At 64.9% G+C, this 25,317-nt stretch carries 25 protein-coding genes and 1 pseudogene; 9 read left to right on the forward strand and 17 right to left on the reverse strand.

The features are described from left to right. Window positions 1-42: 42 nt before the first annotated feature. From U5775_RS21810 to U5775_RS21825, 4 genes are read left to right on the forward strand one after another with little or no spacing between them, the layout of a single operon-like run. Window positions 43-1,101, forward strand: a complete 1,059-nt coding sequence (locus U5775_RS21810; RefSeq protein ID WP_322060165.1) for an AraC family transcriptional regulator — start codon at window positions 43-45, stop codon at window positions 1,099-1,101. Next, on the forward strand, window positions 1,098-2,417 hold the full coding sequence (gene hisD, locus U5775_RS21815) for a histidinol dehydrogenase (RefSeq protein WP_322060166.1): 1,320 nt from the start codon (window positions 1,098-1,100) through the stop codon (window positions 2,415-2,417). Before U5775_RS21810 ends, hisD begins: the two co-directional genes overlap by 4 nt. Further along, window positions 2,414-3,181, forward strand: a complete 768-nt coding sequence (locus U5775_RS21820) for an SDR family NAD(P)-dependent oxidoreductase (RefSeq protein ID WP_322060167.1) — start codon at window positions 2,414-2,416, stop codon at window positions 3,179-3,181. The genes hisD and U5775_RS21820 overlap by 4 nt, the downstream gene beginning before the upstream one ends. Next, window positions 3,178-4,206, forward strand: coding sequence for a LacI family DNA-binding transcriptional regulator (locus U5775_RS21825; RefSeq protein WP_322060168.1), 1,029 nt, complete (start codon window positions 3,178-3,180; stop codon window positions 4,204-4,206). The genes U5775_RS21820 and U5775_RS21825 overlap by 4 nt, the downstream gene beginning before the upstream one ends. Before the next feature lie 41 nt (window positions 4,207-4,247). On the opposite strand, the gene U5775_RS21830 is transcribed toward U5775_RS21825, so the two are convergent. The 7 genes from U5775_RS21830 to U5775_RS21860 all read right to left on the reverse strand — a co-directional run bounded on the left by U5775_RS21830 (window position 4,248) and on the right by U5775_RS21860 (window position 12,176). Beyond that, complete coding sequence (locus U5775_RS21830; protein ID WP_322060169.1) at window positions 4,248-4,634, reverse strand: nuclear transport factor 2 family protein; 387 nt, start codon at window positions 4,632-4,634, stop codon at window positions 4,248-4,250. 15 nt (window positions 4,635-4,649) lie between these two features. Further along, window positions 4,650-5,513 (reverse strand): fumarylacetoacetate hydrolase family protein, encoded by an 864-nt coding sequence (locus tag U5775_RS21835; protein WP_322060170.1) that lies wholly within the window; start codon window positions 5,511-5,513, stop codon window positions 4,650-4,652. A gap of 14 nt (window positions 5,514-5,527) precedes the next feature. Beyond that, entirely contained in the window at window positions 5,528-6,121 is a 594-nt protein-coding gene (locus U5775_RS21840; protein WP_322060171.1) for a VOC family protein, read from the reverse strand. 44 nt (window positions 6,122-6,165) lie between these two features. Continuing rightward, complete coding sequence (aceF, locus tag U5775_RS21845; protein ID WP_322060172.1) at window positions 6,166-7,548, reverse strand: dihydrolipoyllysine-residue acetyltransferase; 1,383 nt, start codon at window positions 7,546-7,548, stop codon at window positions 6,166-6,168. After that, window positions 7,536-10,214: an alpha-ketoglutarate dehydrogenase gene (gene mdeB, locus U5775_RS21850; protein WP_322060173.1), complete on the reverse strand. Its 2,679-nt coding sequence runs from the start codon at window positions 10,212-10,214 to the stop codon at window positions 7,536-7,538. The genes aceF and mdeB overlap by 13 nt, the downstream gene beginning before the upstream one ends. A gap of 163 nt (window positions 10,215-10,377) precedes the next feature. Further along, the gene (locus U5775_RS21855; RefSeq protein WP_322060174.1) at window positions 10,378-10,920 is read right to left on the reverse strand and encodes a flavin reductase family protein; all 543 of its coding nucleotides are present in this window, start codon (window positions 10,918-10,920) and stop codon (window positions 10,378-10,380) included. A 2-nt stretch (window positions 10,921-10,922) separates the two neighbouring features. Next, entirely contained in the window at window positions 10,923-12,176 is a 1,254-nt protein-coding gene (locus U5775_RS21860; protein WP_322060175.1) for an acyl-CoA dehydrogenase family protein, read from the reverse strand. A 338-nt stretch (window positions 12,177-12,514) separates the two neighbouring features. Between U5775_RS21860 and U5775_RS21865 the strand changes: the two genes are divergently transcribed. Beyond that, window positions 12,515-13,264, forward strand: a complete 750-nt coding sequence (locus U5775_RS21865) for a TetR/AcrR family transcriptional regulator (protein ID WP_322060176.1) — start codon at window positions 12,515-12,517, stop codon at window positions 13,262-13,264. Between the two features lie 44 nt (window positions 13,265-13,308). Here U5775_RS21865 and U5775_RS21870 read toward each other — a convergent pair whose 3' ends face one another. The 6 genes from U5775_RS21870 to U5775_RS21895 form a co-directional block, all read right to left on the reverse strand. Continuing rightward, complete coding sequence (locus tag U5775_RS21870) at window positions 13,309-13,776, reverse strand: Lrp/AsnC family transcriptional regulator (RefSeq protein WP_322060177.1); 468 nt, start codon at window positions 13,774-13,776, stop codon at window positions 13,309-13,311. A gap of 118 nt (window positions 13,777-13,894) precedes the next feature. Next, window positions 13,895-15,658, reverse strand: a complete 1,764-nt coding sequence (gene ilvB, locus U5775_RS21875; RefSeq protein ID WP_322060206.1) for a biosynthetic-type acetolactate synthase large subunit — start codon at window positions 15,656-15,658, stop codon at window positions 13,895-13,897. 255 nt (window positions 15,659-15,913) lie between these two features. Continuing rightward, window positions 15,914-17,014: a porin gene (locus U5775_RS21880; protein WP_322060178.1), complete on the reverse strand. Its 1,101-nt coding sequence runs from the start codon at window positions 17,012-17,014 to the stop codon at window positions 15,914-15,916. Between the two features lie 80 nt (window positions 17,015-17,094). After that, window positions 17,095-17,952 (reverse strand): fumarylacetoacetate hydrolase family protein, encoded by an 858-nt coding sequence (locus U5775_RS21885; RefSeq protein WP_322060179.1) that lies wholly within the window; start codon window positions 17,950-17,952, stop codon window positions 17,095-17,097. Next, window positions 17,949-18,404, reverse strand: coding sequence for a nuclear transport factor 2 family protein (locus U5775_RS21890; protein WP_322060180.1), 456 nt, complete (start codon window positions 18,402-18,404; stop codon window positions 17,949-17,951). The genes U5775_RS21885 and U5775_RS21890 overlap by 4 nt, the downstream gene beginning before the upstream one ends. After that, window positions 18,401-19,057 (reverse strand): VOC family protein, encoded by a 657-nt coding sequence (locus tag U5775_RS21895; protein WP_322060181.1) that lies wholly within the window; start codon window positions 19,055-19,057, stop codon window positions 18,401-18,403. The genes U5775_RS21890 and U5775_RS21895 overlap by 4 nt, the downstream gene beginning before the upstream one ends. A 227-nt stretch (window positions 19,058-19,284) precedes the next feature. Here U5775_RS21895 and U5775_RS21900 point away from each other — a divergent pair, with 227 nt between their 5' ends. Next, a complete protein-coding gene (locus U5775_RS21900) occupies window positions 19,285-20,928 on the forward strand; it encodes an FAD-dependent monooxygenase (RefSeq protein WP_322060182.1) in 1,644 nt (547 codons plus the stop codon). 46 nt (window positions 20,929-20,974) lie between these two features. Here U5775_RS21900 and U5775_RS21905 read toward each other — a convergent pair whose 3' ends face one another. Further along, window positions 20,975-21,619: a PadR family transcriptional regulator gene (locus U5775_RS21905; RefSeq protein WP_322060183.1), complete on the reverse strand. Its 645-nt coding sequence runs from the start codon at window positions 21,617-21,619 to the stop codon at window positions 20,975-20,977. Between the two features lie 149 nt (window positions 21,620-21,768). Here U5775_RS21905 and U5775_RS21910 point away from each other — a divergent pair, with 149 nt between their 5' ends. Then, window positions 21,769-23,082: an MFS transporter gene (locus tag U5775_RS21910; protein ID WP_322060184.1), complete on the forward strand. Its 1,314-nt coding sequence runs from the start codon at window positions 21,769-21,771 to the stop codon at window positions 23,080-23,082. Window positions 23,083-23,145: 63 nt separating this feature from the next. Further along, complete coding sequence (locus U5775_RS21915; protein ID WP_322060185.1) at window positions 23,146-23,532, forward strand: PaaI family thioesterase; 387 nt, start codon at window positions 23,146-23,148, stop codon at window positions 23,530-23,532. A gap of 45 nt (window positions 23,533-23,577) precedes the next feature. On the opposite strand, the gene U5775_RS21920 is transcribed toward U5775_RS21915, so the two are convergent. Next, on the reverse strand, window positions 23,578-23,766 hold the full coding sequence (locus tag U5775_RS21920) for a hypothetical protein (protein WP_322060186.1): 189 nt from the start codon (window positions 23,764-23,766) through the stop codon (window positions 23,578-23,580). A 48-nt stretch (window positions 23,767-23,814) separates the two neighbouring features. After that, window positions 23,815-24,012: pseudogene (locus tag U5775_RS21925) on the reverse strand (electron transfer flavoprotein subunit alpha/FixB family protein); the annotation flags it as partial. A gap of 10 nt (window positions 24,013-24,022) precedes the next feature. Between U5775_RS21925 and U5775_RS21930 the strand changes: the two are divergent. Next, complete coding sequence (locus U5775_RS21930; RefSeq protein ID WP_322060187.1) at window positions 24,023-24,424, forward strand: hypothetical protein; 402 nt, start codon at window positions 24,023-24,025, stop codon at window positions 24,422-24,424. A 96-nt stretch (window positions 24,425-24,520) separates the two neighbouring features. Here U5775_RS21930 and U5775_RS21935 read toward each other — a convergent pair whose 3' ends face one another. Further along, complete coding sequence (locus U5775_RS21935; protein WP_322060188.1) at window positions 24,521-25,312, reverse strand: enoyl-CoA hydratase-related protein; 792 nt, start codon at window positions 25,310-25,312, stop codon at window positions 24,521-24,523. Window positions 25,313-25,317: the final 5 nt, after the last annotated feature.

Consider the following 25,317-nt stretch of genomic DNA (forward strand, 5'->3'; position numbering starts at 1 on the left):
GCCATCGTTGGCAGTCCGGATTTCATTCGCCGGAGTCCTGGCATGGCTGATCCACTCGCCGAGTTCGTCGCCTTGCTTCGGCCAGCCGCACCGCTTGCCAGGACCGTTCGCGGTGCGGATTGCGCCCGCGCGTGCTACCCGCCAGCCGGGTTGCCCTTTTTCTGCGCAGCGCTTGACGGAACGTGTCGCGTTGCCGTCGAAGGCGGCAAGACAATGGTCGTTCAGCAGGGCGACTTCGTACTGATCCCTTCCGGCATCGCTTTCCGCTTGCTGGACCTCGCAGGGGGGCCTTTCATCGGGACGCCGCGTGCCGGAGAAACCGGCGGGCTGGCCGAGCTGCGGCTTCTTGCGGGCTACTGTGTCTTCGGTTCGCCCGACGCCGCGTTGCTGCTTTCGTTCTTGCCCCAGGTTGTCCATGTGCAAGGCGGCAGCCGCCTTGCCACGCTCGTGCACCTCATCGAGGATGAGACCCGCACGGCCGGACCCGCGAGCGATGTCGTGCTCCGGCGACTGCTCGAAGTCCTGTTCATCGAAGCGCTTCGTCGCGCGGCCGATGCAAGCGCTTCGCCCGGCCTGCTGCGCGGGATCGCCGACGCCCGGATCGCCGCCGCGCTTCGGGGCATACACGCGTTTCCGGCCCGACCGTGGACTGTCGCGCAACTGGCCAGGGACGCCGCGCTCTCGCGTTCGGCGTTCTTCGAGCGGTTCAGCCGCATCGTGGGCGTCGCGCCGATGAAATACCTGCTCGCATGGCGCATGGCGATCGCGCGGGACCTGCTGCTGAGAAACGCAGGCGGCGTGGCCGATGTCGCGGAACGTGTGGGCTACGGCACCGCGAGCGCCTTCAGCACCGCCTTCGCGCGCCATGTCGGCATGTCTCCGGCGCACTATCTACGCGAGCAGGCTGAGGCACGATTGCGCGCGCAAGCGGATGACGCCGCATACGCCTCCACGCCGATGCGGCAATCGCCATACACCACGGCAACGGACCACCACAGAAGCTCCAATACAGGGGTTTATACGTATTTGCATGCGTATGCAACGACCGGATGGTGTCAGCTATTCGAAGCCGAATACTCTTTTCGTCAAGGAAAATCATGATCAGGTACATCAAGCGTGGCCGTCCCGCGGCCGTCAAATCGGACGCCGAAGCAACGGTGCGCGCCACCGTCGAGCAGATCATTCAACGCATCGAGAAAGACGGCGATGCGGCGGTTCGCGAGTACAGCCGTCAATTCGATAATTGGGATCCGGACGAATTCCGGCTTTCGCGCGCCGAAATCGAAGCCGCGCGAAAACAGCTTTCCGCCCGGGAAATCGAGGACATCACGTTCGCGCAGCAGCAGGTCCGCAATTTCGCGCAGATCCAGCGCGACTCGATGAAGGACGTCGAAGTGGAAACGCTCCCCGGCGTCGTGCTGGGACACCGGCACATTCCGGTCAATGCGGTCGGCTGCTACATTCCCGGCGGCAAATATCCGCTGCTGGCTTCCGCCCACATGAGCGTGCTGACCGCCAAGGTGGCGGGTGTGCCGCGCGTGGTGTCGACCGCGCCGCCCTATCAGGGCCAGCCGCATCCGGCCATCGTCACGGCGATGGACATGGCGGGCGCCGACGAAATCCTCGTGCTCGGCGGCGTTCAGGCGCTGGTGGCGATGGCCGTGGGCACGGCCAGCGTGGCGCCCGTCGACATGCTCGTCGGACCGGGCAACATGTACGTGGCCGAAGCCAAGCGACAACTGTTCGGGCGCGTCGGCATCGACCTTTTCGCAGGGCCGACCGAGACGCTCGTCATCGCGGACGATAGCGTCGACGGCGAGCTCTGCGCTGTCGATCTGCTCGGCCAGGCCGAACACGGACCCACATCTCCCTCGATTCTGCTCACCAACAGCGTCCAGCTGGCGCACGATACCCTCGCCGAAATCGAGCGTCAGTTGAAGCACCTGCCGACCGCGTCGATCGCCGCGCAGAGCTGGGCCGATTGCGGTGAAGTCATCGTTTGCGACACCGATGAAGAAATGCTTCGCATTGCAGACGAAATCGCGTCGGAGCACGTGCAGGTCATGACCCGCGACCCGGACTTCTTCCTCTCACGCATGACGAACTACGGCGCGCTGTTCCTCGGCCCGCGCACTAACGTCAGCTTCGGCGACAAGGTCATCGGCACGAACCATACGCTGCCGACCAATCGCAGCGCGCGCTATACCGGCGGCCTGTGGGTCGGCAAGTTTCTCAAGACCTGCACGTATCAACGCGTGTTGAGCGACGAGGCCAGCGCCACTATCGGCGCCTATTGCTCGCGCCTGTGCCATATGGAGAATTTCGCCGGCCACGGCGAGCAGGCGAACATCCGCGTGCGCCGCTATGGCGGGCGGCCTGAGCTGGCCTGGTATCAGCCGGTGGAGGCGCAATCGTGATCGCCCTGCCGGCAGGCCCCGGCTTCGGGCTGAGCGGGCGACGCGCGCTCGTCACGGGAGGCAGCAGCGGCATCGGCCTCGCGGCCGCCGTGGCGCTGGGGCGCGCGGGCGCGCACGTGAGCGTGGCCGCGCGGCGCGGCGCCGAGCTTGACGACCTGTGCGAGGCGATGCGCGCCGAGCGCATCGCCTGCGAAGCCCTCGTGCTCGACGTCACCGACTCCGGTGCGGTCGATCGCGCACTCGATGCGCGCGCACCGTTCGACATCCTCGTAAACAGCGCCGGCATGAATCGCCCCAAGCCGCTCGCCGAGCTCACCGACGACGACATCGACGCGGTCGTGCAGTTGAACGTGAAGTCGACGTTCTACACGACCCGGGCCGTCGCGCGCCGGCTCCAGGCCGCCGGCCTGCCGGGCTCGATCATCAATGTCTCGTCGCAGATGGGACATGTCGGCAGTCCGCGCCGCTCGCTCTACTGCGCGAGCAAGCACGCGGTCGAGGGCATGACCCGCGCGCTCGCCTGGGAGCTGGGCCCGGCACGGATTCGAATCAACACGGTCTGCCCGACCTTCATCGAGACGCCGATGACGGCGCCCATGTTCGCGGCGCCGGGGTTCCGCGAGTGGGTGTGCGAGCGCATCGCGCTAGGGCGCGTCGGCGAGATGCCGGAGGTCATGGGCGCGATCGTGTTTCTGGCCAGCGACGCATCGAGCCTCATGACAGGCAGCGCGCTCATGCTCGACGGCGGATGGACCGCGGCATGAAGACGGCCCCGCGCGCGCAGGACGTCGCCGCTCTCGCGCAGGTATCGCAGTCCGCGGTGAGCCGCACCTTCACGCCCGGCGCCAGCGTGTCCGAAGAGACACGGCGCAAGGTGCTGGCCGCCGCGAAGAAGCTCGGCTATCGGCCCAATGCGCTCGCGCGCAGCCTCATTACCCGGCGCAGCCGCATTGTGGCGCTCGTGATGAGCTACCTCGAAAACCAGTTTTATCCGCTCGTCATCGAAAAGCTCTCGCAGCGGTTGCAGAAGGCCGGCTACCACGTCCTGATGTTCATCGCGGAGGTGGACGAAGAAGCCGATGGCGTGCTGGCCGAGATTCTCGATTATCAGGTCGAGGGCATCATCATAGCTTCCGCGAACCTTTCGCCGAGGCTTGCGAACAGTTGCGCCGATCTTGGCGTGCCGGTCGTGCAATTCAACCGTGTGATGGAGCAGCGGGGCCGCGGCCGCAGCAAGATCAGCTCGGTGACATCCGCGAACGAAGCCGGCGGCCGGATGGCGGCGCGGCTGCTCGTCGAGCGCGGCTATCGCCGCATCGCGCTGATCGCCGGGCTCGAAAACGCCTCGACCAGCATCGAGCGCGAGCGCGGCTTCACCGACGAACTGGCCGCCCTCGAAATGCGCCTGTGGAACCGCGAGGTCGGCCACTACGATTTCCGGCGCGCGCAGGAAGCCACGCAACGGCTCTTCGCCGGCGACGAACGGCCGGACGCTCTGTTCGTCGCCAACGATCACATGGCGATCGCCGCGCTCGACGTGCTGCGCCACGAGCTCAACCTGAAGGTTCCGGAGGACGTGGGCGTCATCGGCTTCGACGATGTCCCACAGGCCGCGTGGGGCGCCTATCGGCTCACGACGGTGCGCCAGGATCTGGAGCCGATGATCGACGCCACGGTCGCCCTGCTCTGCCAGCAGATGACCGGAGAGCTGCGGCCCGCCGACATCGTCGTGCCGTGCGCGCTCGTCGAACGCGCCACGCTGAGACAGCGGCCGCCATCAACGGCGTAGCCTCTGATGGTGGCAGCCCCGTGGATCGGCCCGATGCGTCTTTACAGATTGGTCGCCTGGAAGCTCACCTGCCGCCACGCGCCGGACTGGAGCCGCCAGACCTGCGTGGTCATGATGTGCATGTCCATGCGCTGGCCCGTCGCCGTCATCTCGATCGACTGGCGCAGCGGTCCTGTCGCGACGGCCAGTCCGTCGTATACGCGCACGTCCAGACGCTCGCGTTGCGCCGAAAGAAACCGTATCGCGCCGCTCACCATCGCCAGATAGCCGGCCTTGTCGTCGGCCTGGCCGTTGGCGTGGACATGCACGACGTCGTCGGCCACGAGACGATCGAGCGCTTCGAGGTCCGCCGTCACGAGCGCGCGGCACCGCTCGGCTTCCAGCCGGATCACCTCGTCGCGCACCGTGTTTTCAGTATTGCTGGTCATCGGTAGGCTCCGCGTTCATGCAGGTTCGGTCTGGACCACGTTTTCGATGGCGCCAATGCCGTCGATTTCCACTTTCATCCGGTCGCCGGCGCGCAGCCAGCGCGGCGGCTTCATGCCGATTCCCACGCCGCCCGGCGTGCCGGTGAGGATCACGTCGCCGGGCTCCAGCGTCATCACCTTCGACAGATGCTCCACCTGCGCGTAACAGTCGAAGATCAACTGCGACGTATTCGAGTCCTGGCGTTTTTCGCCGTTCACGAAGCAGCGGATGCCCAGCGCGTGGGGATCGGCGATCGCGTCGGCCGTCACGATCCACGGACCGAACGGCGCGTGCGTGTCGAACGACTTGCCGATCGTGAACTGCGAGGTCTTGAGCTGCCAGTCGCGCACGCTCACGTCGTTTGCCGCGCAGTAGCCGAAGATCGCTTCGTGCGCGCGCTCACGCGGCACGTGACGGCAGCGCCGGCCGATCACGAATGCCAGCTCCGCTTCGTAGTCGAGTTGCTCCGAGACGCGCGGCAGATCGACGGGGGCAAACGGACCGGCTGCCGAGGTCGGCATTTTCGCGAACCATAGCTGGTCCACGGGCCGCGCCATGCCCGACTCTTCCACGTGATCCGCGTAGTTCAGGCCAATGCCGAGAATCTTGCCCGGACGCGGCACCGGCGCGAGCAGCGTGACGGCATCGAAGCCGATGTCCGCGGGCTGCGAAGCGTCGAGCGATGCAAGGCGCTCGCGCAAGGCTGGCCAGGCTTCGATCAGCGCAATCGTGTCGCGCGGCGCATCGGGCAGATGCCGCCCGATATCGACGATGCCGCCGTCAACGGCGAGGCCCGCGGCCGGCGCGTTGCTTCCCGCAATGAATGTGACGAGTTTCATGCTTTCCCCTGTGCTTACATGAATGTTGATTTGCCAGTGGCCGCCGTGCCCACCGCGCTCAGTTCGGCGGCGCTCGCGCCGGCCTTCCACATGCGGACCAGTTCGTCGGGATCGAATTCCTCGCCGAGATTGTTCTTCGCGAACGCCTCCGAATGGAAATACGCGCCAGGGTCGTCGCCGTTGTCGGCCTGCAGTTCGATATCGTTGCCTTCCGGGTCGCGGTAGTAGAGCGACGTGGTCGGGCCGTGGTTGATGCACCAGAACGGCAGGATGCCGAGCGGCTTCAGGCGCACGTAAGTCGCGAGCAGATCGCCGATGTCGTTGTAGCTGTACGCGATGTGATGCACACCCGCCGTCTCGCGTTGCTTCGGCGCGATATCGGGCATGTTGAAGAACGCGAGGCGGTGATGCTCGTCGTCGTACGTGATGAAGGTCAGCACGTTGTCCTCGAATACGAGCTGCGCCTGGAACAGCTTCATGTACCACGCGACCGTGTCCGCGCGACGCGCGCATTGCAGAACGAGATGGGCCATGCGGGCGGGCACGATGCGTGTTTCGTGCGACGTTTCGTTATGTGTATCGCCGGCCTGCGTCTGTACTGTCGTCATGTCTGTCTCCTGTCTGGACGGTGCTGCATGAATTGAAGGCCGCATCAAAGCAGCACGCGGCGGAAGTCGGCCATCAAGGTGGCCAGATACGCGAGCAAGCGGCCGGCCTCGGCGCCGTCCACCGCGCGGTGATCCCATGAAAGCGAAAGCGGCAGAATCAGGCGAGGCTCGAACGCCGTGCCGTTCCATACGGGCTGCGTCGCGGCCCTGCCTACCCCGAGGATCGCGACCTCGGGGGCGTTGATGATCGGCGTGAAGTGCGTGCCGCCGATGCCGCCGAGCGACGAAATCGACATCGAGCCGCCTTGCATCTGGGCCGGCGCGAGCTTGCCCTGACGCGCCAGCGCGGCAAGCTCTGCCATTTCGGCGGCGATCTCCGCAATGCCCTTGCGATCGGCGTCGCGAATCACCGGCACCACGAGTCCATTGGGCGTGTCCGCCGCGAAGCCCATGTGGAAGTAATGCTTCTGCACGAGCTCCTGACCGTCGAGGCTCACGTTGAACTGCGGATAACGCTGCAGCGCCGCCACGCACGCCTTGACGAGAAAGGCCAGCATCGTCACCTTCGCCGCGCCTTCTCTCGCTTCGCGATTCAGCGCGGCGCGCAGGGATTCGAGCTCCGTCACGTCGGCCTGATCGAAGTTGGTGACGTGCGGAATCATCACCCAGTTGCGATGAAGATTCGCTCCGGAGATCTTCCGGATGCGCGACAGCGGCCGACGTTCCACAGGCCCGAACTTCGCGAAGTCCACCTGCGGCCATGGGAGGATGTCCAGACCCGTTGCGCGCGCATCCATCGGCGCGCCGGCCAGCGCCGGATTCGACAGGACACCCTTCACGTGGGCGAGCACGTCCTCCCGCAGTACGCGTGCGTTGCGGCCGCTGCCTTTCACCTGCGCCAGACTCACGCCGAGTTCCCGCGCGAGCTTGCGCACGGACGGGCCGGCCGGGACGTCGACCATCGAAGGCGCGCCGCCTGCCGGCGGGTCGACATGCGGTTGCGGCGTCGGCAACGCCTCGGCGCGCCGCTCCGGTACGGCGGACTCCCGACGCGCCTCCACGGGAGCCGCGGGTGCCGGGGCAACCGGTGCCGCGAGTGCCGCCCCGGATGCCGCGAGCTCAGGCGTGGCCTGGGTTACGGCACCCGCTGCATCGAACTCCACGTGCGCGATCAGCGTGCCCTGCGAGACCAGGTCACCGGGCTTGAGCAAGACCTCGCGTATCGTTCCGGCGAGCGCACTCGGCACGTCCATGGTCGCCTTGTCCGATTCGAGCGTCACGAGCGGCTGTTCCAGCGACACGATATCCCCGGCGCGCACCAGCACCTCGATCACCGGAATATCCCGGTAGTCGCCGATATCCGGGACTCTCAATTCCTGCATTTCCGATCCTTTATCAGGTTTCCTGAGGGGGTTCAGCGGTTCCACGGGGCCGCGTCGCTTGCGTCGATCTCATAGCGCGCCCGCGCCTCGGCATGCTTTACCGGGTCCACCGCGGCCAGCGCCGCGATTGCGACATGCCAGCGGTCCACCTCGAAGTAGCGCCGCAGCGCGCCGCGCGTATCGCTCCGGCCGAATCCGTCCGTGCCCAGCGCCATATACGGCGCCTGTACATAGGACGAGATCAGTTGGGCATACGCACGGACGTAGTCGCTCGCCGCCACCACCGGCGCGGCGCCCGGCAGGCAGCGCTCAACGTGGCTTTCGCGCTCGGCGCCCGCCCCGTACAGCTGTTCGCGCTCCACCTCGCGCGCCTCGCGTGCCAGTTCGGAGAAGCTCGTCACGCTCCAGATCTCCGCGGCGATGCCCCAGTCGTTCGCCAGCAACTCCGCCGCGGCAATCACTTCGCGCAGGATCGCGCCCGAGCCCAGCAGCCGCACCGCGGGCTCGCCCTCGCCGCGCACGCCGTAGCGCCGCATGCCCCGGATGATGTCCTCGTGTTCGTGCGGCTCGACCGCTTCGTGCACGTAGTTTTCGTTCGTGACGGTCAGGTAGTAGAACTCATCATGTTGCTGCTCCAGCATGCGGCGCGCGCCATGATCCACGATCACCGCCATCTCGCCCGCGAACGCCGGGTCGTAGGCGCGGCAGTTCGGCACCGTGGCCGCCACCACGTGGCTCGTGCCGTCCTGATGCTGCAGGCCCTCGCCCGAGAGCGTCGTGCGCCCCGCCGTTGCGCCGATCAGGAAGCCGCGTGCGCGCTGGTCCGCCGCCGCCCAGATCAGATCGCCCACGCGCTGGAAGCCGAACATCGAGTAATAGATGTAGAACGGCAGCATGGCCACGCCGTTCACGCTGTACGAGGTCGCCGCCGCCGTCCACGACGAGATCGCGCCGGCCTCGGTGATGCCCTCCTCCAGCAACTGCCCGTCCTTCGACTCCTTGTAGTAGAGCATCGAGCCCGCGTCCTCCGGCTCGTAAAGCTGCCCCAGCGGCGAGTAGATCCCCACCTGCCGGAACAGGCTCGCCATGCCGAAGGTGCGCGCCTCGTCGGCCACGATCGGCACGATGCGCGGACCCAGCTCGCGGTCCTTGAGCAGGTTCGTGAACACGCGCACGAGCGCCGTGGTCGTGGAGTTCTCGCGGGCGTCGGGCGCGAGCGCGAACTGGGCGTAGCTCGCGAGCGCGGGTACGGCAAGCGGCTCGGCATGCGTGGCGCGGCGCGGCATGTACCCGCCCAGCGTCTCGCGGCGCTCGCGCAGGTAGCGCAGCTCCGCGCTGTCTTCGGCCGGGCGGTAGAAGGTCATGGCGGCCACCTGCTCGTCGTCGAGCGGCAGCGCGAAGCGGTCGCGGAACGCCTTGAGCGCCTCGACGTCGAGCTTCTTCTGCTGATGCGCCGTGTTGCGCGATTCGCCCGCCTGCCCCATGCCGTAGCCCTTCTTGGTCTTGGCGAGAATCACGGTCGGGCGGCCCGCATGCGCGGCGGCTGCCGCAAACGCCGCGTACAGCTTGCGGAAATCGTGGCCGCCGCGCCGCAGACCGTCGATCTCCTCCGGCGTCATGTGCGAGACGAGCGCCTGCAATTCCGGATCGAGGTCGAAGAAGTGCGCGCGATTGTAGGCGCCGTCGTTGGCGCCCAGCGTCTGATACTGGCCGTCCACCGTCTCCGCGAAGCGGCGCAGCAGCACGTGATGGCGGTCGCGCGCGAACAGCGCGTCCCAGTCCGAACCCCAGACCACCTTGATGACGTTCCAGCCCGCGCCCGTGAACAGCGACTCCAGTTCCTGAATGATCTGGCCGTTGCCGCGCACCGGCCCATCGAGCCGCTGCAGATTGCAGTTGATGACGAAAGTGAGGTTGTCGAGCCCCTCGCGAGCAGCCAGAGAAAGCGCCGCGATCGATTCCGGCTCGTCCATCTCGCCGTCGCCGAACACGCCCCATACGCGGCGCTGCGATGTGGGGGCAATGCCACGATGCTCCAGATAGCGGAGAAAGCGCGCCTGATAGACGGCGCTGATCGGACCAATGCCCATCGACCCAGTGGGGAACTGCCAGAAGTCCGGCATCAGCCACGGGTGCGGATACGAGCACAGACCGCCGCCGTCCACCTCCTGGCGATAGCGTTCGAGCTGGCTCCCCTCGAGCCGTCCCTCGAGAAACGCGCGCGCATACACGCCCGGCGCCGAATGCGGCTGGAAATAGACGAGATCGCCCTTGCCCGCTTCGCTGTCGGCGCGGAAGAAGTGGTTGAAGCCGATCTCGAAGATTTCGGCCGCCGAGGCATAGCTCGCGATATGGCCGCCCAGTTCGCCATAGGCCTTGTTGGCTTTCGCGACCATCGCCAGCGCGTTCCAGCGGATGATCGAGGTGATGCGCTCCTCCATCGCGAGGTTGCCCGGATACGCGGGCTGGTCCTCGACCGCAATGGTGTTCTGGTACAGCGAATAAGGATGCGCCGCGGGCGACACGCCCAGATGGTTCGCGTGCTCGGCGAGCCGTTGCAGCAGGAAGGTCACGCGGTCTACACCCGATACGCGCGCCACGGCTTCCAGCGCGTCGAGCCATTCGGCGGTTTCCTGCCTGTCGCTATCGGGATCGTGCCCGGCATGGCGCGCAAGCGCATCATGCAGCACGTGTTGAGGGTCGGACTTCATGTGGTTTATCCGGTAGTTCGTCGATCACAGGCAGGTCCGGCACGCATGCAAAACCCGCCGCCCATGGGTGCGCCCCGCGTCATGCCTCGCGCGGAGGCGCATCATTATTTTGCATACCTGATTTGATTGACCTGGCCTCTGCCCTCTCTTGCCACGGTCTGTCCTACCAGCCTTCGATACAGCCTTGCGCCGTGACCATCGGCGTGCGGGCATGCATCTGCTGATACTTGCCGCTATAGAAGACCAGCGGGCGCCGTTGCGTACCGTGGCGGACATGCTCCAGCTCGCCGATATAGAGCAGATGATCGCCGGCGGGATGTACGTCGACCGCGCGCGCGACGAGCTGCACCAGACTCCCCTCCAGCAACGGCGTGCCTTCGTGCTCGCAAAACGGCAGCTCGAGGTCGTCCTGCGGCCGGCCGCCAAAATGCGCGCTCAATGCGCGCTGATCCTCGGCGAGAAAGTTGATGCCGAATCGCACGCCCACATCGACCCACTGGTTGAAGCGCGAGTTCTTTCGCACCGAGACCAGCACGAGCGGCGGCTCCAGCGAAACCGACATGAACGCGTTTGCGGTCATGCCGGCCGGCTGGCCGTCGAGCCGGTAGGTGACGACCGTTACGCCGGTGGCGAACAGGCCCATCGTCGCGCGAAGCAGCTTTGCGTCGATCGCGGACGCCATGGGTGGCTGAGCAAGTGCGTTCATGATCAGACCAGCGGCGTGATGTTGTTCTCGACGCCGAGCAGCGCCTTGCCGTACAGCTCCAGCCCGATTGCCGGCAGTCCCACCGCGTGCCGCGCCGCCGTGTTCGAATCGCGCCACCAGCGCTGCAGCGGGCTGGCCTCGGCAAAGCCGCCCGCGCCGTGCGCCCACAGCAGCGTGTTGAGCGCCTCCGTGACATAGGTCGTCACCATCCCCGTGTCGGCCCGCACGCGCGTGCGGGTCACGTAATCGAGCGGCGTATCGTGACAGGCGGCCGCGTCGATCTCGTCGGCGGCCCGGAAGGCGCGCAGATGGGCGTTGTCGATCTTGATGGCGGCTTCGGCTATCTGCGTCTGGAATACGGTCGAATCGGTCTGCTTCTCGAACGACGTGTAGGCGATGGCCCGCTGCGGCGCTTTCTCGATGACGAACTTGAGAGCCGCGCGGCCGATACCGAGTTGCGGTCCCGTGAGAATCAGCGACGCGAGCGGCACGAACGCAGCGCGGTAAGACGCTTCGTCCTTGCACTCGGTCGGATAACGGCCCTCGATGGCTTCCATCATGTCGAGCAGGCGATGTTCGGGTACGAACACCTCTTTGCCGACGATGCAATTGCTGCCCGACGCGCGCATGCCCGCGGTGAACCACGTGTCCTCGATCGACATGTCCGACATGGGCACCAGCGCCAGATACTGCTTCTTGAACGCGCCGTTCTCGTCGTGCTCGATCACGCCGACCGCCGCCCAGTCCGCGTGCAGCGAACCGGACGAAAAGTACCATTTACCCGAGATCACGAGGCCGCCTTCCACGCGGCGCGATTGTGTCGAGGGCGTGAATACCCCCGATACGCGCGCGTCCGGATTCTTGCCCCAGACTTCGTCCTGCGCCTGCTTCGGGAACAGCGCCGTGAACCACGCGCACACGTTCGTGAGCGCCACGACCCACGCCGTTCCGCCACAGGCTTCGCCCAGCGCCGCCGAGACTTCCAGGTGCGAGCGCAGCGTGCCCTCGTAGCCGCCGTAGCGCTTGGGCACCATCAGGCGAAAGAGCCCCGCCTCGGCAATGGCGGCAATGTTCTCTTCGCTCGCGCGACGATTGCGCTCCGACTCGGCCGCGTTCTTCATGAGCAAGGGCTGAAGCGCCGTGGCGCGGCTCACCAGTTCCTGGAGCGTCGGGCTGAACTTGCCGCGTTGCTGAACGGGCCACTCGGCGCCGGGCTGTTCGTCCTGAAGTGCACATTCGCTAGTCATCACGTTCATCTTTAGTCATCCTGAATACGTTGTCTGCCGTGACATGCAAGGCTGGAGCGCCGGAGACCCGTGCGCGGCTCGCGGTCAGTCAGGCAGGGATGGGGATCCGCTCATGGCACGCCACTGTCCTGGACAGGCGCGCATGGCTTCATGGTTGTCTCCCGGAACATTTAATGACATAACTGTCATTCTTAACCATGCGAGAAATATAGGATTCTCATGTCCAGCGCTCAAGCTTTATCGTTGCAGCCTGGGGTTTTCTATAGTACGCGAGTGTCATTCTGACAAACCGTCATATACTACGAAACAGAGACTAGCCCGCATTGGCGCAAAGGAAGCCGAAAGCCATGGATCACCGCTCCAAGATTGCCGAAAAAAAGCGCCTCATGATGCGCACCAAATTGATCGACGCAGCCACGCGTGTATTCGCCGACCATACGGGACCGGCGCCCGTTATCGACGACGTGATTCGCGAGGCCAGGGTCTCGCGAGGCACGTTTTACAACTACTTCGATTCGCTCGATCAGGTGCTCGCGGCAATCGGTCAGGAATTCAGCAATCAGATGATGACGGACATCCTCCCCGTCTACGACATCCTGACGCAACCGTGGCAAAGGGCGTCGGTCGGTTTTCGCGTCTTTCTCGTGCGCGCGCTGCTAGACCGCAAATGGGCCGGATTCATGTCGCTTCCCGACGCATGGCCGCACCATTCGCTGCTGGCGAAATACATGGGCGCCGACCTCGAAAACGGCAAACGCGCGAGGCAGTTTCACTTCGACGACGTTGCGGCCGCAACGGACTTCCTGATGGGCGCAACCTCCCAGGCCATTCAATCGATCAGGCAAGGCGTGCCGGACCCCAACGCGTACATGAACGCCTACACGCGCATGGCGCTTGCAAGCCTCGGCTGCACACCCAAGCTCTGCGACGAGGGAGTCGGCTTCTCCTTGTCCTATCTGCAGGACTGGGCATCCGGGCGTCTCGACGTCAACAAGCCGCTATGGGCGCTCAACATGAATTCGAAGGAAGGCCAGCTATTCCTCGGCTACGCTGCGGCGCAAAGCAGCAACGCTAACAGCCGCGCGCGATTCGAGTAGCCACCAGGCGCCGCGCGTCCCGTCCGTTTGCAGCCATTTGCGGGTCAGCGGCTCTCCAGGGGAATCGCCGTCGAATACATCACCTGCTTGAGCGCGAAACTCGAACGTATGCTCTTCACGTTGGGGATGCGCGTGAGTTCGTCCACGATGAGCCGCTCGAGCGCCTGGGTGTCGCGCACGAGCACGCGCAGCAGATAATCGGCATCGCCAGTCATCAAATAACATTCCATCACGCCCGGTATGGCAACCACGGCGCGCTCGAACTCGTCCAACCCTTCACGCCGCTGGTTTTCGAGCGAAATGTGAATGAAGACATTCACGTTCAACCCGAACTTTTCCGGCGCAAGCAGCGTCACGCGCTGCCGGATCAGCCCCGCGCGCTCCATCGCCCGCACCCTCGCGAGGCACGGCGACGCGGAAAGATTCACGCGCGCCGCCAGTTCGACGTTCGTCAGCCGCGCGTCCTGCTGCAGTTCGTTGAGGATTCTTATGTCGATTGCGTCGAGTTCCACCCTTGCGTCTCCCGGAAAGTCGGTCCGGCTGGATGGCGAAACCGCAATACGCCGTTCAACCTCGCAGCCATGACGCCCCGGAGTGTAGCGCGCCGATACGGGCTCATCCATCGTTCGCCTACACCCCATCGCCTCGCAGATCGGCCGACGTGAACAACATGTCGGCCAGGCCCGAGCCCGCGCGCACCATGGGCCAGACGTTCTCCGAAGGATCGACGATCACGTCGAGAAACACCGTGCGGCCCTTCATGGCGAGCGTCTCGCGCAGCGCGGCTTCCACGTCGCCCGGGCGCTCGACGCGCAGGCCGACGTGGCCATAGGCGCGCGCGAGCGCCGCGAAATCGGGCAATGCGTCCATATACGAGTTCGAATAGCGGTCGCCATAATGGACGTGCTGCAATTGCTTGACCATGCCGAGATAGCCGTTGTTGAGCGAAACGATCTTCACGTCGAGCCCATATTGCTTGCAGGTCGAAAGCTCCTGTATGCACATCTGGATCGAGCCGTCCCCCGTCACCGTCACCACGTCGGCCTCGGGAAACGCCCGCTTCACGCCCATTGCATAGGGAAGCCCGACTCCCATCGTTCCCAGCCCGCCCGAGTTGATCCAGCGCCGGGGCTTGTCGAACGCGTAATGCTGCGCGGCCCACATCTGATGCTGCCCGACATCGGAGCAGACGAACGCGTCGCCTTGCGTCACTTCCCACAGTTTTTCGACCACGAACTGCGGCTTGATGACGGTCTCGTCACGCGAGTAGGCAAGGCATGCGCGGGCGCGCCACGTTTCGATATCGCGCCACCATGCATGGCGCGACGGCGTATCCTCCGGTTCCTCGGGGAGCAGCGCCAGCAAAGCGCGCAACACCGCCTTGACATCGCCGACGATCGGCACGCCCACGCGCACGCGCTTGTCGATGGTCGCCGGATCGATGTCGATCTGGATGATCGTTCTGCCAGCCTTGCAGAAGTCATCAGGATTACCAATCACCCGGTCGTCGAAACGCGCACCGAGCGCGATCAGCACATCGCTGTTCTGCATGGCGAGGTTAGCCTCCCAAGTGCCGTGCATGCCGGGCATCCCCACGCTTTGGCGGTGCGTGCAGGGGAACGCGCCGAGCCCCATCAGCGTGCTCGCCACGGGCGCATCCAGGCGCCGCGCGAGACTGCTGACCTCATCGGCGGCCTCCGAGGCAATGGCGCCGCCTCCCACGAGAATGCAGGGCCGCTGGGCACGGCTCAACGCGTCGGCGGCACGCTGGACCTGGCCCGCATGACCTTCGGTGCGCGGCCTGTACGAGCGCAGATCGACGGTCTTCGGCCAGGCAAACGGACCGTGCGCGAGCAAAACGTCCTTGGGTATGTCGACGACGACGGGCCCCGGCCGGCCCGTGGCGGCGATATGAAACGCCTTCTTGAGCGTCGCGGCGAGTTGATCGACCTGCACGACAAGAAAATTGTGCTTCACGATTGAGCGCGTCAGGCCGACTGCATCGCACTCCTGAAAGGCATCCTTGCCGATCGCATCCGTCGGCACGTTGGCACAGATCACGACGATCGGGATCGAGTCGAAGTATGCCGTGGCGATGCCTGTCACGGCATTGGTCACACCAGGCCCCGAGGTGACAAGCGCGACGCCGACTTTACCCGTCGCGCGCGCATAGCCATCTGCCGCATGTACGGCTGCCTGCTCGTGACGCACGAGCACGTTGGTGATCGACGGTGTCGAGAGCAGCGCGTCATAAATGGGCAGGACCGCGCCGCCTGGATAACCCCATACCGTATCGATGCCTTCCATGCACAATGCGGACACGACCATCTGGGCGCCCGACACGATATCCGCTCGTGCGGCGTGAGCGGATTCCGTTGTGGCAACCTGGGCCATTTCCGGGGCAGCAATTTTCACTTTCTTCTCCGACAAACAGAACTATTGCAAGATCGTTTCCCTGAACCGGCGGCGCTCATGCGGGCGGCCTGCAGGATACGTCGATCATATTGGGTTCCATGAAGCATATGATGTCGAATTGAGGGCCGGCCAGCGGGCTTCGCAGCACAAGCGCACTGCGCAATCGCCTTCCAACGAAAGTTCGTGCCGTGCGCGCCTTTTGAGCCGGCCATAGCTGCCGCGCGGGAATGGGCTTCAGAAGTGCGTATGCAGGCCGATTCGGGCCACCGCCTGGGTCGCGCCGGAGGACGCGCCATCCGGCGTGTTCATGCCGTTCAGTTGCGCGAGGCCGCCCGCGCTCGCACGCTGGTAGAGACCGAGCACGTACACACTGGTCCGCTTCGACAAGGCATAGTCGACGCTCACCGCCAGTTGGTGCGCGTGATTGTTGTCGACGACATCGTTGCCTTTCATGTACATGTACGACGCGCCGGCGCTCAACGCAGGCGTGAAGTTGTAGTGCGCGCCGACCGAACCCTCGTACACCGTGCCGCCGTTGAGCGAGTTGTGGACGGTGGTGAAGAGCGCGTTCGCGATCCAGTTTTCAAGACCGTAATGCGCGCCCACGCCCCAGTTGCGCACACTGACGTCGGGACCGCCTGCGAGCGGGTATTTCAGGTTCGTGTACGCGACATTGAAGCCGAAGGCGTGCCCCGCGTAGTTCAGTGCGAAGCTCGTGCCGTTGCCGGTGCCGATCGAGCCTGCGACGTTGCCGAAGCCATACATCGCCCCCGCGCTGAAGCCGCCCACCACGGGCGTTTCGTACTTGACCGCGTTGCTCACGGTCTCTCCGGCCATGCGGTCCCAGTCGAACGCGCCGGTCGGATTGGCGGGCAGCCCGAGCTTCTGGAACGGTCCGGCGCGAAAATCATAGAAGTGGCCGGAAAGCTCGGCCGGGTCGTCGCCGCCCGCGAAGAGCGCGTCGGTCATGAAATCGTACTGGTTACCGAGCGTAAGCTTGCCGGCTACCGGGTTGCTCAAGCCCAGTACCGAGGTCCGGCTAAAGAGGCTCTTGTTGGGCACGAATCCACCATTGTCCAGCTCGAACTGGCTCACGAGGCGAAAGAACGCATGCGTGCCGCCGCCCAGGTCTTCGGTTCCCGACAGGCCCCAAAGGTTGGGTCCATTGACGCCGTCGTCCATCTTCAGGGTAGAGTGGCCGCCCTGGTTGCTGACGTAGGTAATGCCCGAATCCATCATGCCGAACAGCGTGACGCTGCTTTGCGCGAACGCCGGCATTGCGCAACTCATGCTACCCGCCGCAACGGCAATATATTTGTAGTACTGAATATTCATGACCAGATCTCCTCACAATGACTCTCATCCGGCGAGGGCGATACTTTTGTCGCCCTCTGCCAGGTCAACGCCTCATCGCATCATGCCTGCTCGCCCACGACCGCATTGCGCAGCACGCCGATCCCGCTCACCTCGACCTCCACCACGTCGCCAGCCTTCATGAAACGGGGCGGGTTGCGCTTCGCGCCCACGCCGCCCGGGGTCCCGGTCGAAATCGCGTCGCCAGCGCGCAACTCGCAGAACGTCGAGATGTAGTGCACCAGAAAAGGCACCGACCACACGTTCTGCTCGAACGGCGCGCTCTGCATGACCTCGCCGTTCAGGCGAGTGGTCAGATGAAACGCCTTCGCCGGCTCCGCAATCTCGTCCGCCGTGACGATCCACGGTCCCGTCGAGCTGCTTGCGTCGAAGTTCTTGCCCGCCGTGATGCTGTGCTTCTGCCAGTCGCGCACCGAGCCGTCCATCAGCAGCGTGTAGCCGGCGACATGCTCCATCGCCGCGTCCTGCGCGATATGGCGCCCCGGCTTGCCGATAACGATGACGATTTCGCCTTCGTAATCGAACATGTCGGAGACCGCCGGCTTGACGATGGACTGTCCATGCCCGACCAGCGACTGCGGCAGCTTCGAGAAGAACACCGGATGCTCGGGCGCTTCCTTGCCCGTTTCCAGTTGATGATCGCGATACGCCCAGCCCAGCGCGAAAAGACGCGCGTCCGTGCGCGGATTGACCGGCAGCCAGACCAGTTCGCCAGCCGGCGCGTCGGGCGTGGCGCGCTCGACGAGCTTGCGGGCGCGCTCGACGAGGTCCATCGCAAACAGATCCGCCAGATCGCGGCAGCCGTCGTCCAGCCGGCCGCCTCCCAGATCGAAGAACTGACCGTCGACCACCGCGCCGAACGTCGGCTTACCCTTGAACACCACCGAAGCAAACTTCATTTGTTTTCCTCCATTGCCTTGAACCATGCCTGCACCTGCTTGCGACCAATGCGCCAGCGCCCGTCAATACGTCTGAGCTCGTCCGTGTACTCGCCGACGAGCGCCGGGCCGCGCAGCGGCGCGGGCTTGCCGTCCGGCACCGCCTCGTCGTGGCGATAGACCGTGACGTACGACTTCACGCTCGCCTCGTCGGCGCCGTGCAGCGTCGCGATCATGTTCGTGATGACATGTCTCACGCGCATCGCCTTCGAGCGGCGCTGCATCATCTGCACGACGCCGTCGTGCCCGGCCACGGTACCGTCCGCGCGTTCCCATACGCCGTCCGGCGCGAAATGCAGCAGCATGGCGTCCGGGCTGCCATCGTCGAAAGCTCGCACGAAGGCGAGCACGGCCTCTTCGCACGCACGCCGCGCCCGCATGGACTGCATGTCGTCCTCTTCGAACGGTTTCATGCCGTCTGCTCCGGAATCCTGATCAACTCCGACAGCGGCTCGCCGTTGTCGAAGCGCGCGAGGAATGCATCGCGGTCGATGTCGATGCCGGACGGGTTCGCCTTGAACGCCGCCGACTGGAAATAGCCGAAGAACGATTCCTCCGTGTCGTAATTGTTGCTGCACAGCTCGACCACGTTCTGGTCCGGGTCCCGAAAGTAAAAGCTCGTGATGGGACCGTGATTGGCGCAACGGTGCGGATGGATGTCCGCCTCGCGAAGCAACCGCACCCGCTCGATCAGCGCCGCCAGCCCGACATGCTTGAACTGCATGTGATTGAGCCCGGGGTCGATGGTCGGCTGCGCGCCCACCGAAGGAATCTCGAAGATCGCGAACATCTGTCCATAGGGTAGCGTGCGGTCGAGGAACATGAACGAGCAGCGCACGTCGCTCGCGTGCACCTGCTTGCCGCCGTCGCCCAGACGCTGCTTCGCCGGTCCCCTGGGCGTATTGACGATGCTCCACGGCGTGCCGAGCACGGCCTCGTACCACTCGCGCATTGGCTCGTAGTTCGACGTTTGCAGGACCACCTCGGAAATCTTGACGGGCGGCATGGTGAGCGTCTGCTCCTTGAGCGCCGAAAGGCGTCCGGAGAGAGAAGTGACGGGTTGCATTTGCACAAACTCCTTTCGTGACGAGAGACCCGAACGTTACAGACTTGCCGAACCGCCGGATGTTGGTGAAATCACCGATGGCTCACGATAACGCATCGATTTATACATGTCAAAACTTACATGTCATACCGTACATGTCTTGACGGGTATGAGGGTTGGCGAAAACGAGCCTGGAAAAGGGCCCCGCTTTTTGCCGTTTGAAAGGCAGGATCAGGAGAAACGCTTCAATGAACAGCAAGACGGAAGTCCCCGTAATCATCGTCGGCGGCGGTCCCGTTGGCCTCGCGCTCGCCAATGAGCTCAGTTGGCGCGGGGTCGAATACGTTCTCGTGGACGAAGGGGACGGGGACGTGGCCTTTCCGGCCGGAGAGGCCATCTTTTCCCGCACAATGGAGCATCTGCGCCGCTGGGGCATTGCCGACCGGGTTCGCCATCATCCCGGCTTTCCGGACGACTACCCGTTCAACGTCGCCTTCGCCACGTCCCTGCACGGCAAGCTGCTCGCGTCGTTCGACGGCCATGCGAACCGCGACATGCCCACGGCGTTCGGGCATCTTTCTCCGGAGGGTCCCACGGTCTGTCCCAAGCGCCTGTTCGATCCCACGCTGCGCGATGCCGCGCTCGAGCGCGGCGCGGACCTGCGCTATGGCGTGCGCGCCACGCTGGTTTCGCACGACAGCGATGGTGTGAGCGTCGAGTTGGCCGATCTGCGTACCGGTCGCGTCGAGCGCGTGAAGGCGGGCTATCTGGCCGCGTGCGACGGCGCGCGCAGCGCGGTCCGCAAGGCGCTCGAGATCGACTACGAAGGTGATTTCGCGCAGGGGCACAATTTCGCCGCCTATTTCCGCTCGCCCGGGCTAAAGGCCCATCTCGCGCGTCAGTTCGGCAGCACGTTCTTTCAGATCCATACGCTCACGCCGCAGCGCACGTATCTGACGACGGTGGACGGCTCGGAACTCTGGCGCATTTCGGAGTACTGCCAGGCAGACCAGTCGCCCGATCCCGCGGACATGATTCGCCGCGCGATCGGCGAGGACATCGGGTTCGACATCCTCCGCGCGCAGCCGTGGTCGGGGCATCGCGTCGTCGCCCGACATTACGGCGCCGCGCGCGTGTTTCTCGTCGGCGACGCGGCGCACCTGCGCTGGCCGAAGGGCGGCTTCGGCGCGAACACCGGAATCGGCGATGCGATCGATCTCGGCTGGAAGATCGCGGCCCACCTCGCGGGCTGGGGCGGCGACGGGTTACTCGAGAGCTACGGGATCGAGCGCCGCCCGATTGCGTTGCGCAACACCGGGGAAGCGGCACGCAACTACGACCGCGATTCGCGCATCGAAGGCTCACCGCTGCTCGACGCGGACACCTCCGAGGGCGAAGCCGCGCGCCGCGCGATGGAAGGCGAAATCCATCGGCACCGCAAGCAGGAGTTCACGACCCAGGGCATCCAGTTAGGCTATCGCTACGCCGGCTCGCCGATCTGCGTGCCCGACGGCTCCGAACCGCCACCCGACGATCCGCACGTCTACACGCCGACGACATGGCCGGGCGCGCGCGCGCCGCACGCCTGGCTCGCCCCCGGCGTTTCCACGCTGGATGCGTTCGGCCGCGCATTCGTGCTCGTTACTACGGAAGACGAAGCAACGGTGCACATGCTCGCCGAAGCTTTCAAAGCCCGTGGCGTTCCGTTCGCCACGTTGCGCATCACCGCGCCCGACGTCGTGCGGCTCTATGAACGCAAGCACGTGCTCGTACGCCCCGACGGCCACGTGGCGTGGCGCGGCGACGAACTGCCGGAAAACCAGATGGATCTGCTGGACCGCATTTGCGGCCGGCGAACGCTCAAGCAGCAAGCGGAACTGGAGGCGGCCTGACCGGGGCCGGGGTGCAGCGATGCCGTGCGTGACGACGGCATCGAATTCAGGCCTGGCGGCGCGCGCTTTTGCGTGAAGGCGGGATCTTCTCGTATTCGTCGAGCATCCAGCGATACCACTGAAGCGTGAAGACCCGGCTTTCACGCGTGAACATGACGCTGGAGTACAAGCCGAACACGTGATGATCCGCGCCTACGGGAAATTGCACGTCGTAACGCCTCTGGGCATCGGCAAGATGATTGTCGATGTCGGCGATTTCGCCCTCGACCAGCGCGATCTGTTTCTTGATGACGTCAATGGCCTCTTCCGGGGACAGGAGCCAAAGCGAGAAGACCTTCAGGTTGAATTCGTTGCGCGTGGGGCTGGGCGTGGGCGCCTCCGCCACCCAGGCGCGCAGCGCCTCGCGGCCGGCGTCCGTGAGGCTGTAGACCTTCTTGTTGCGCTCGGCGGCATGGGAGAACGTCACGTAGCCCGCCTCGGCCAGCGCACCGAGCACCGGATAGATCTGGCTATGGCTCGCCTCCCAGTTGTAGTTTTTCGGCGGCCCCATCAGCAAGGAGAGGTCGTAGCCCGTTTGATCGTGATGGGCGAGCCGGCCAAGCAAGGCGTAGCCAATGACAGGAATCTTCTTGCTGGCGACATGGGTCCCGGCTTCGGTCGCGCCAGTGGACTGGCTTGCTTTGCGTGGCATAGAAATGGGATTCGCTGGTTCGGTCTGACGCTGTGAAGTGGGGATTATACGACTCGCGCCCCCGCGACCGGCCGCACGCCCGCACCGGACGACATTGAACGACTATTCATATCAGCGGGCCACGAAAGCCCGCGGAAAAGGAGACGAAGATGGAAAGCATTCACGCGTCGGCACCCGCAAGGATTGAGGAGAGCCCCCAGGGACGCGGCGCCATTCTGGCCGCGAGAATCATTCTCGGCGGCGGACTCGGCATGTTCCTCAACCTGGGCCCGGTCGTCCTGTTCACTTATGGCATCTTCATTCAACCCATCTCGGCGCAAACGGGCTGGTCGGCGCTGTCGCTCGCGTCGGCAATCGGCCCGGCGATGCTGATCACCGCGCTATCGCAGCCCGCAATCGGCTATCTGCTCGACCGCCACGGCGCCCGCAAATTCGCCCTGGTTTCGATCGGCGCGTTCGGGCTCGGCATCATCGCGCTCGGCGCGCTGCCCGGCAGCGCGCGCGGTTTCTCATGGTGTCTCGCGCTCGCCACGCTGCTCGGCGCGGGACAGACGCCGCTGCCCTATTCCTTCCTCGTTTCGCGCTGGTTCGATCGTGGGCGCGGAACCGCGCTAGGTATCGCGCTCGCGTTCTCCGGCCTCGGTGTGGCCGTCTGGCCCGCCGTCGTTGGCCATTTGCTCGCCGTAGTGTCGTGGCGTCAGACCTATATGGCGCTCGGGGGCATGGTGCTCGCACTCGGCGCACTGGCCGTCGCGCTGATCCGCGACCCCGCGCGCAATTCCGCTCACGATGGCGCCGACCATGCGCCGCCGAGCGAGGGCGTTACGCTGGGCGCGGCGATGGCGACAGGCTCGTTCTGGCTGCTGGTCGTCGTCGCGTTCGTGATCGCTGCCGAAGTCACGGGCGCAACCGTTCATCTGCCCGCCATGCTGGCAACGCACGGTGCATCTCCCCAGGCCGCCGCCTCGCTCGCCAGTGTGCTGGGCATTGCGAGCATCGTGTCGCGGCTCTTCATTGGCGTAGCGCTCGACTACGTCTTCGCGCCAATTGTCGGCTTCGCAGTCTTCGCGGCCTCCGCCGCCGGCTGCCTGCTATTGGTGCACACCACAGCGGACGCGCCCGTCGTGGCGGCGGTCCTGCTCGGAATCGGTCTCGGCGCCGAAGCGGACATCCTTGCTTTCATCGCGTCCCGTATCTTCGGTGTACGGCACTTCGGCTCGATCTACGGCGTGCTAATGGTCGTCTTCCTGCTTGGCACCTCCGCTGGGCCGACGCTCTTCGCGGTGGCGCTGAACGGCCATGGCGGCTACCCCGCCGCGCTCCTGGGCTCAGCCATTGCAGGCGCATGTGCCGCGTGTCTGACGCTCATGCTGAGTAGATCTGCCTTTAAATATATGCACGGCGGCGGCACGCCTGGTGGCCGTTCCGGACTTTCGTTGGAGCGTACGGGACGCGACCTGTAAGGAGCGATACCGCACCGGTATGATTGCTTCCCTCACGATGCAGTGCCGGCGGGTTTCGAGCGAATGGCGGAAGTGGCCGATTTCATGCGGCCGTTCGGGCCGCTCTACTACGACGCGGCGCGCCGGATCCTCGGGCTGCGCGTTGGCCGGCAACATCTCAACCTGCTCGGCATTACGCACGGAGGCATGCTGGCGTCGCTGGCCGACCATGCGCTGGGCTTCATCATGATGCGCAGCGGCGAAGGCCTGGCGCCGGGCGTCACGGCGAGCCTGAATCTGGAATTCCTCGGCTCCGGACGGCCCGGCGACCGGATCGAGGCGCACGTGACGCTCGACAAGATGGGCGCCCGCCTGCGCTTCGGCAGTTGCCGGCTCACAGTGGATGGACGTTGCCTCGTGAAGGCAAGCGGAGTGTTCGCGGTGCTGCCGGAGCGGCGGAAGACGACCTGATGGCCCTGGCCGGTGCGCCTGCGTGGCGCTCCCTGATACGAGATCTCAGGCTTCGCGGGTCGTGATCGGAGAACCCTGCGGATCGACCGATATCGGCACAACCGACGCCGCTGGCTGCGCCTCGCCGGCCACCGGTGCATCGACGCGGGAATGACCGGGCGAATGCGGTGGGCGTGCCAACCCGTCCGACACAGGCCAGTGGCGTTCGTCGGCGTTCCAGGTGCCGTGCTTCATCCGCACCGCTTTTAGACACTCCCTCAGGATTGCCACCCGTTGCCTCCGCTAGACAACATCGGTTATTTCGGGAACCACTGCGAAGAGATCGCCCACGAGGCCGTAGTCGGCCACGCTGAAAATCGGTGCTTCTTCGTCCTTGTTGATCGCCACGATCACCCTCGAGTCCTTCATGCCGGCCAGATGCTGGATCGCGCCCGAGATGCCCACCGCGACGTACAACTGCGGCGCGACGATCTTGCTGGTTTAACCGACGTTGGAGCAGCAGTTTGAGCGCATCTTTGAAGCGGTTGAACTCCGATATGAACGCTCGGTGGCAACGGTTGCGGAGTGGGCTCAACGTAATCTGGATTGGAAAGCCGCCGAGCTACGGCGGCAAGAGGAAGAACGACAACGCAAAGAGGCTCAGCAGAGAGCAGAACAGGAGCGGCAGCGCAAGGAGAAACTCTTCGCGGAAGCTGAGAACTGGAGCAAAGCCGGTGTACTGCGTGCATACCTTGACATGCTGGACACAAGACTCGGAAACGGCGGGAAAGCGATGGAAGGCTACGCGAATTGGCGAAAATGGGCGCAGACAGTAATCGACGAACTTGACCGCAGCGCCTCCCGGGTCGAAGTGCAATCGCCTCACCCGAACACCGAGAGCGCTGGACGATGAGATCAAAACAAGCCACAGACAAACGTCTCATCCCACCTCTCCGACGACTCTGATGCATGCGCGCGAGCCAGCGTCCGAATTTCCAGCAGACTCAGATCAAGAAACACCAAAACACGGCGGCCGCTTCTCCACGAAAGCGCGCACGCCTTCCCTGGCGTCCGCGCTGCGAGCGCATGTCCGCAGCAGTTCGTGCTCGAGTTCGAGATGCGCCTTCAGGCTGCGCCCCAATGCATCGGTGCAAAGGCGCTTGATGCTGCCCAGCGAGCCGCTCGCCGACCTCGCAAGGCGCTGCACGAGATCCTCCGTCGCTCCGGCCAGTTCGGCATCGGGAAACAGCGCGTCGACCGCACCGGCCGCCAGGCATTGCGCCGCGCCAACCGGCTCACCCAGCATCAGCCATTGCTGCGCGCGCAGCTCCCCTACCCGGCGCGCGAGGAAATACGACGCCCCCACGTCCGGTGACAGGCCTATCGACACGTAGCCGGTGCGCAGCTTCATCGATTCGGTGGCCAGCACAAAGTCGCCGCACAACGCCAGGCCGATACCGGCGCCGCCGACCGACCCGCCAACCTGCGTCACGACCGGCATCGGCGCGGTCGTAAGTCGATGCAACGCAGGATGCAGGTGATCGAGAATATCGTCGACGAGCACATCGAGCGCGTCCCCGGCCGACGCGAATTCGTCGATATCGCCACCGGCACAGAATATGCGCCCCTCGGCCGACAACAGAACGACGTGCGGATTGGCGCTCAGCACTGCGTCGATCGCCTGGCACAGCGCACGGCTTGCGGCAAGCGATATCGAGTTCGCCCGATCCGGCCGATTCATGACGATTCGCCCGATCCGATCGGTCACGCCCCAGGAAATGCCTTCCAATGTTTCCATCATGCCTC

Source organism: Paraburkholderia sp. J63, assembly GCF_905220245.1.
GTDB lineage: Bacteria > Pseudomonadota > Gammaproteobacteria > Burkholderiales > Burkholderiaceae > Paraburkholderia.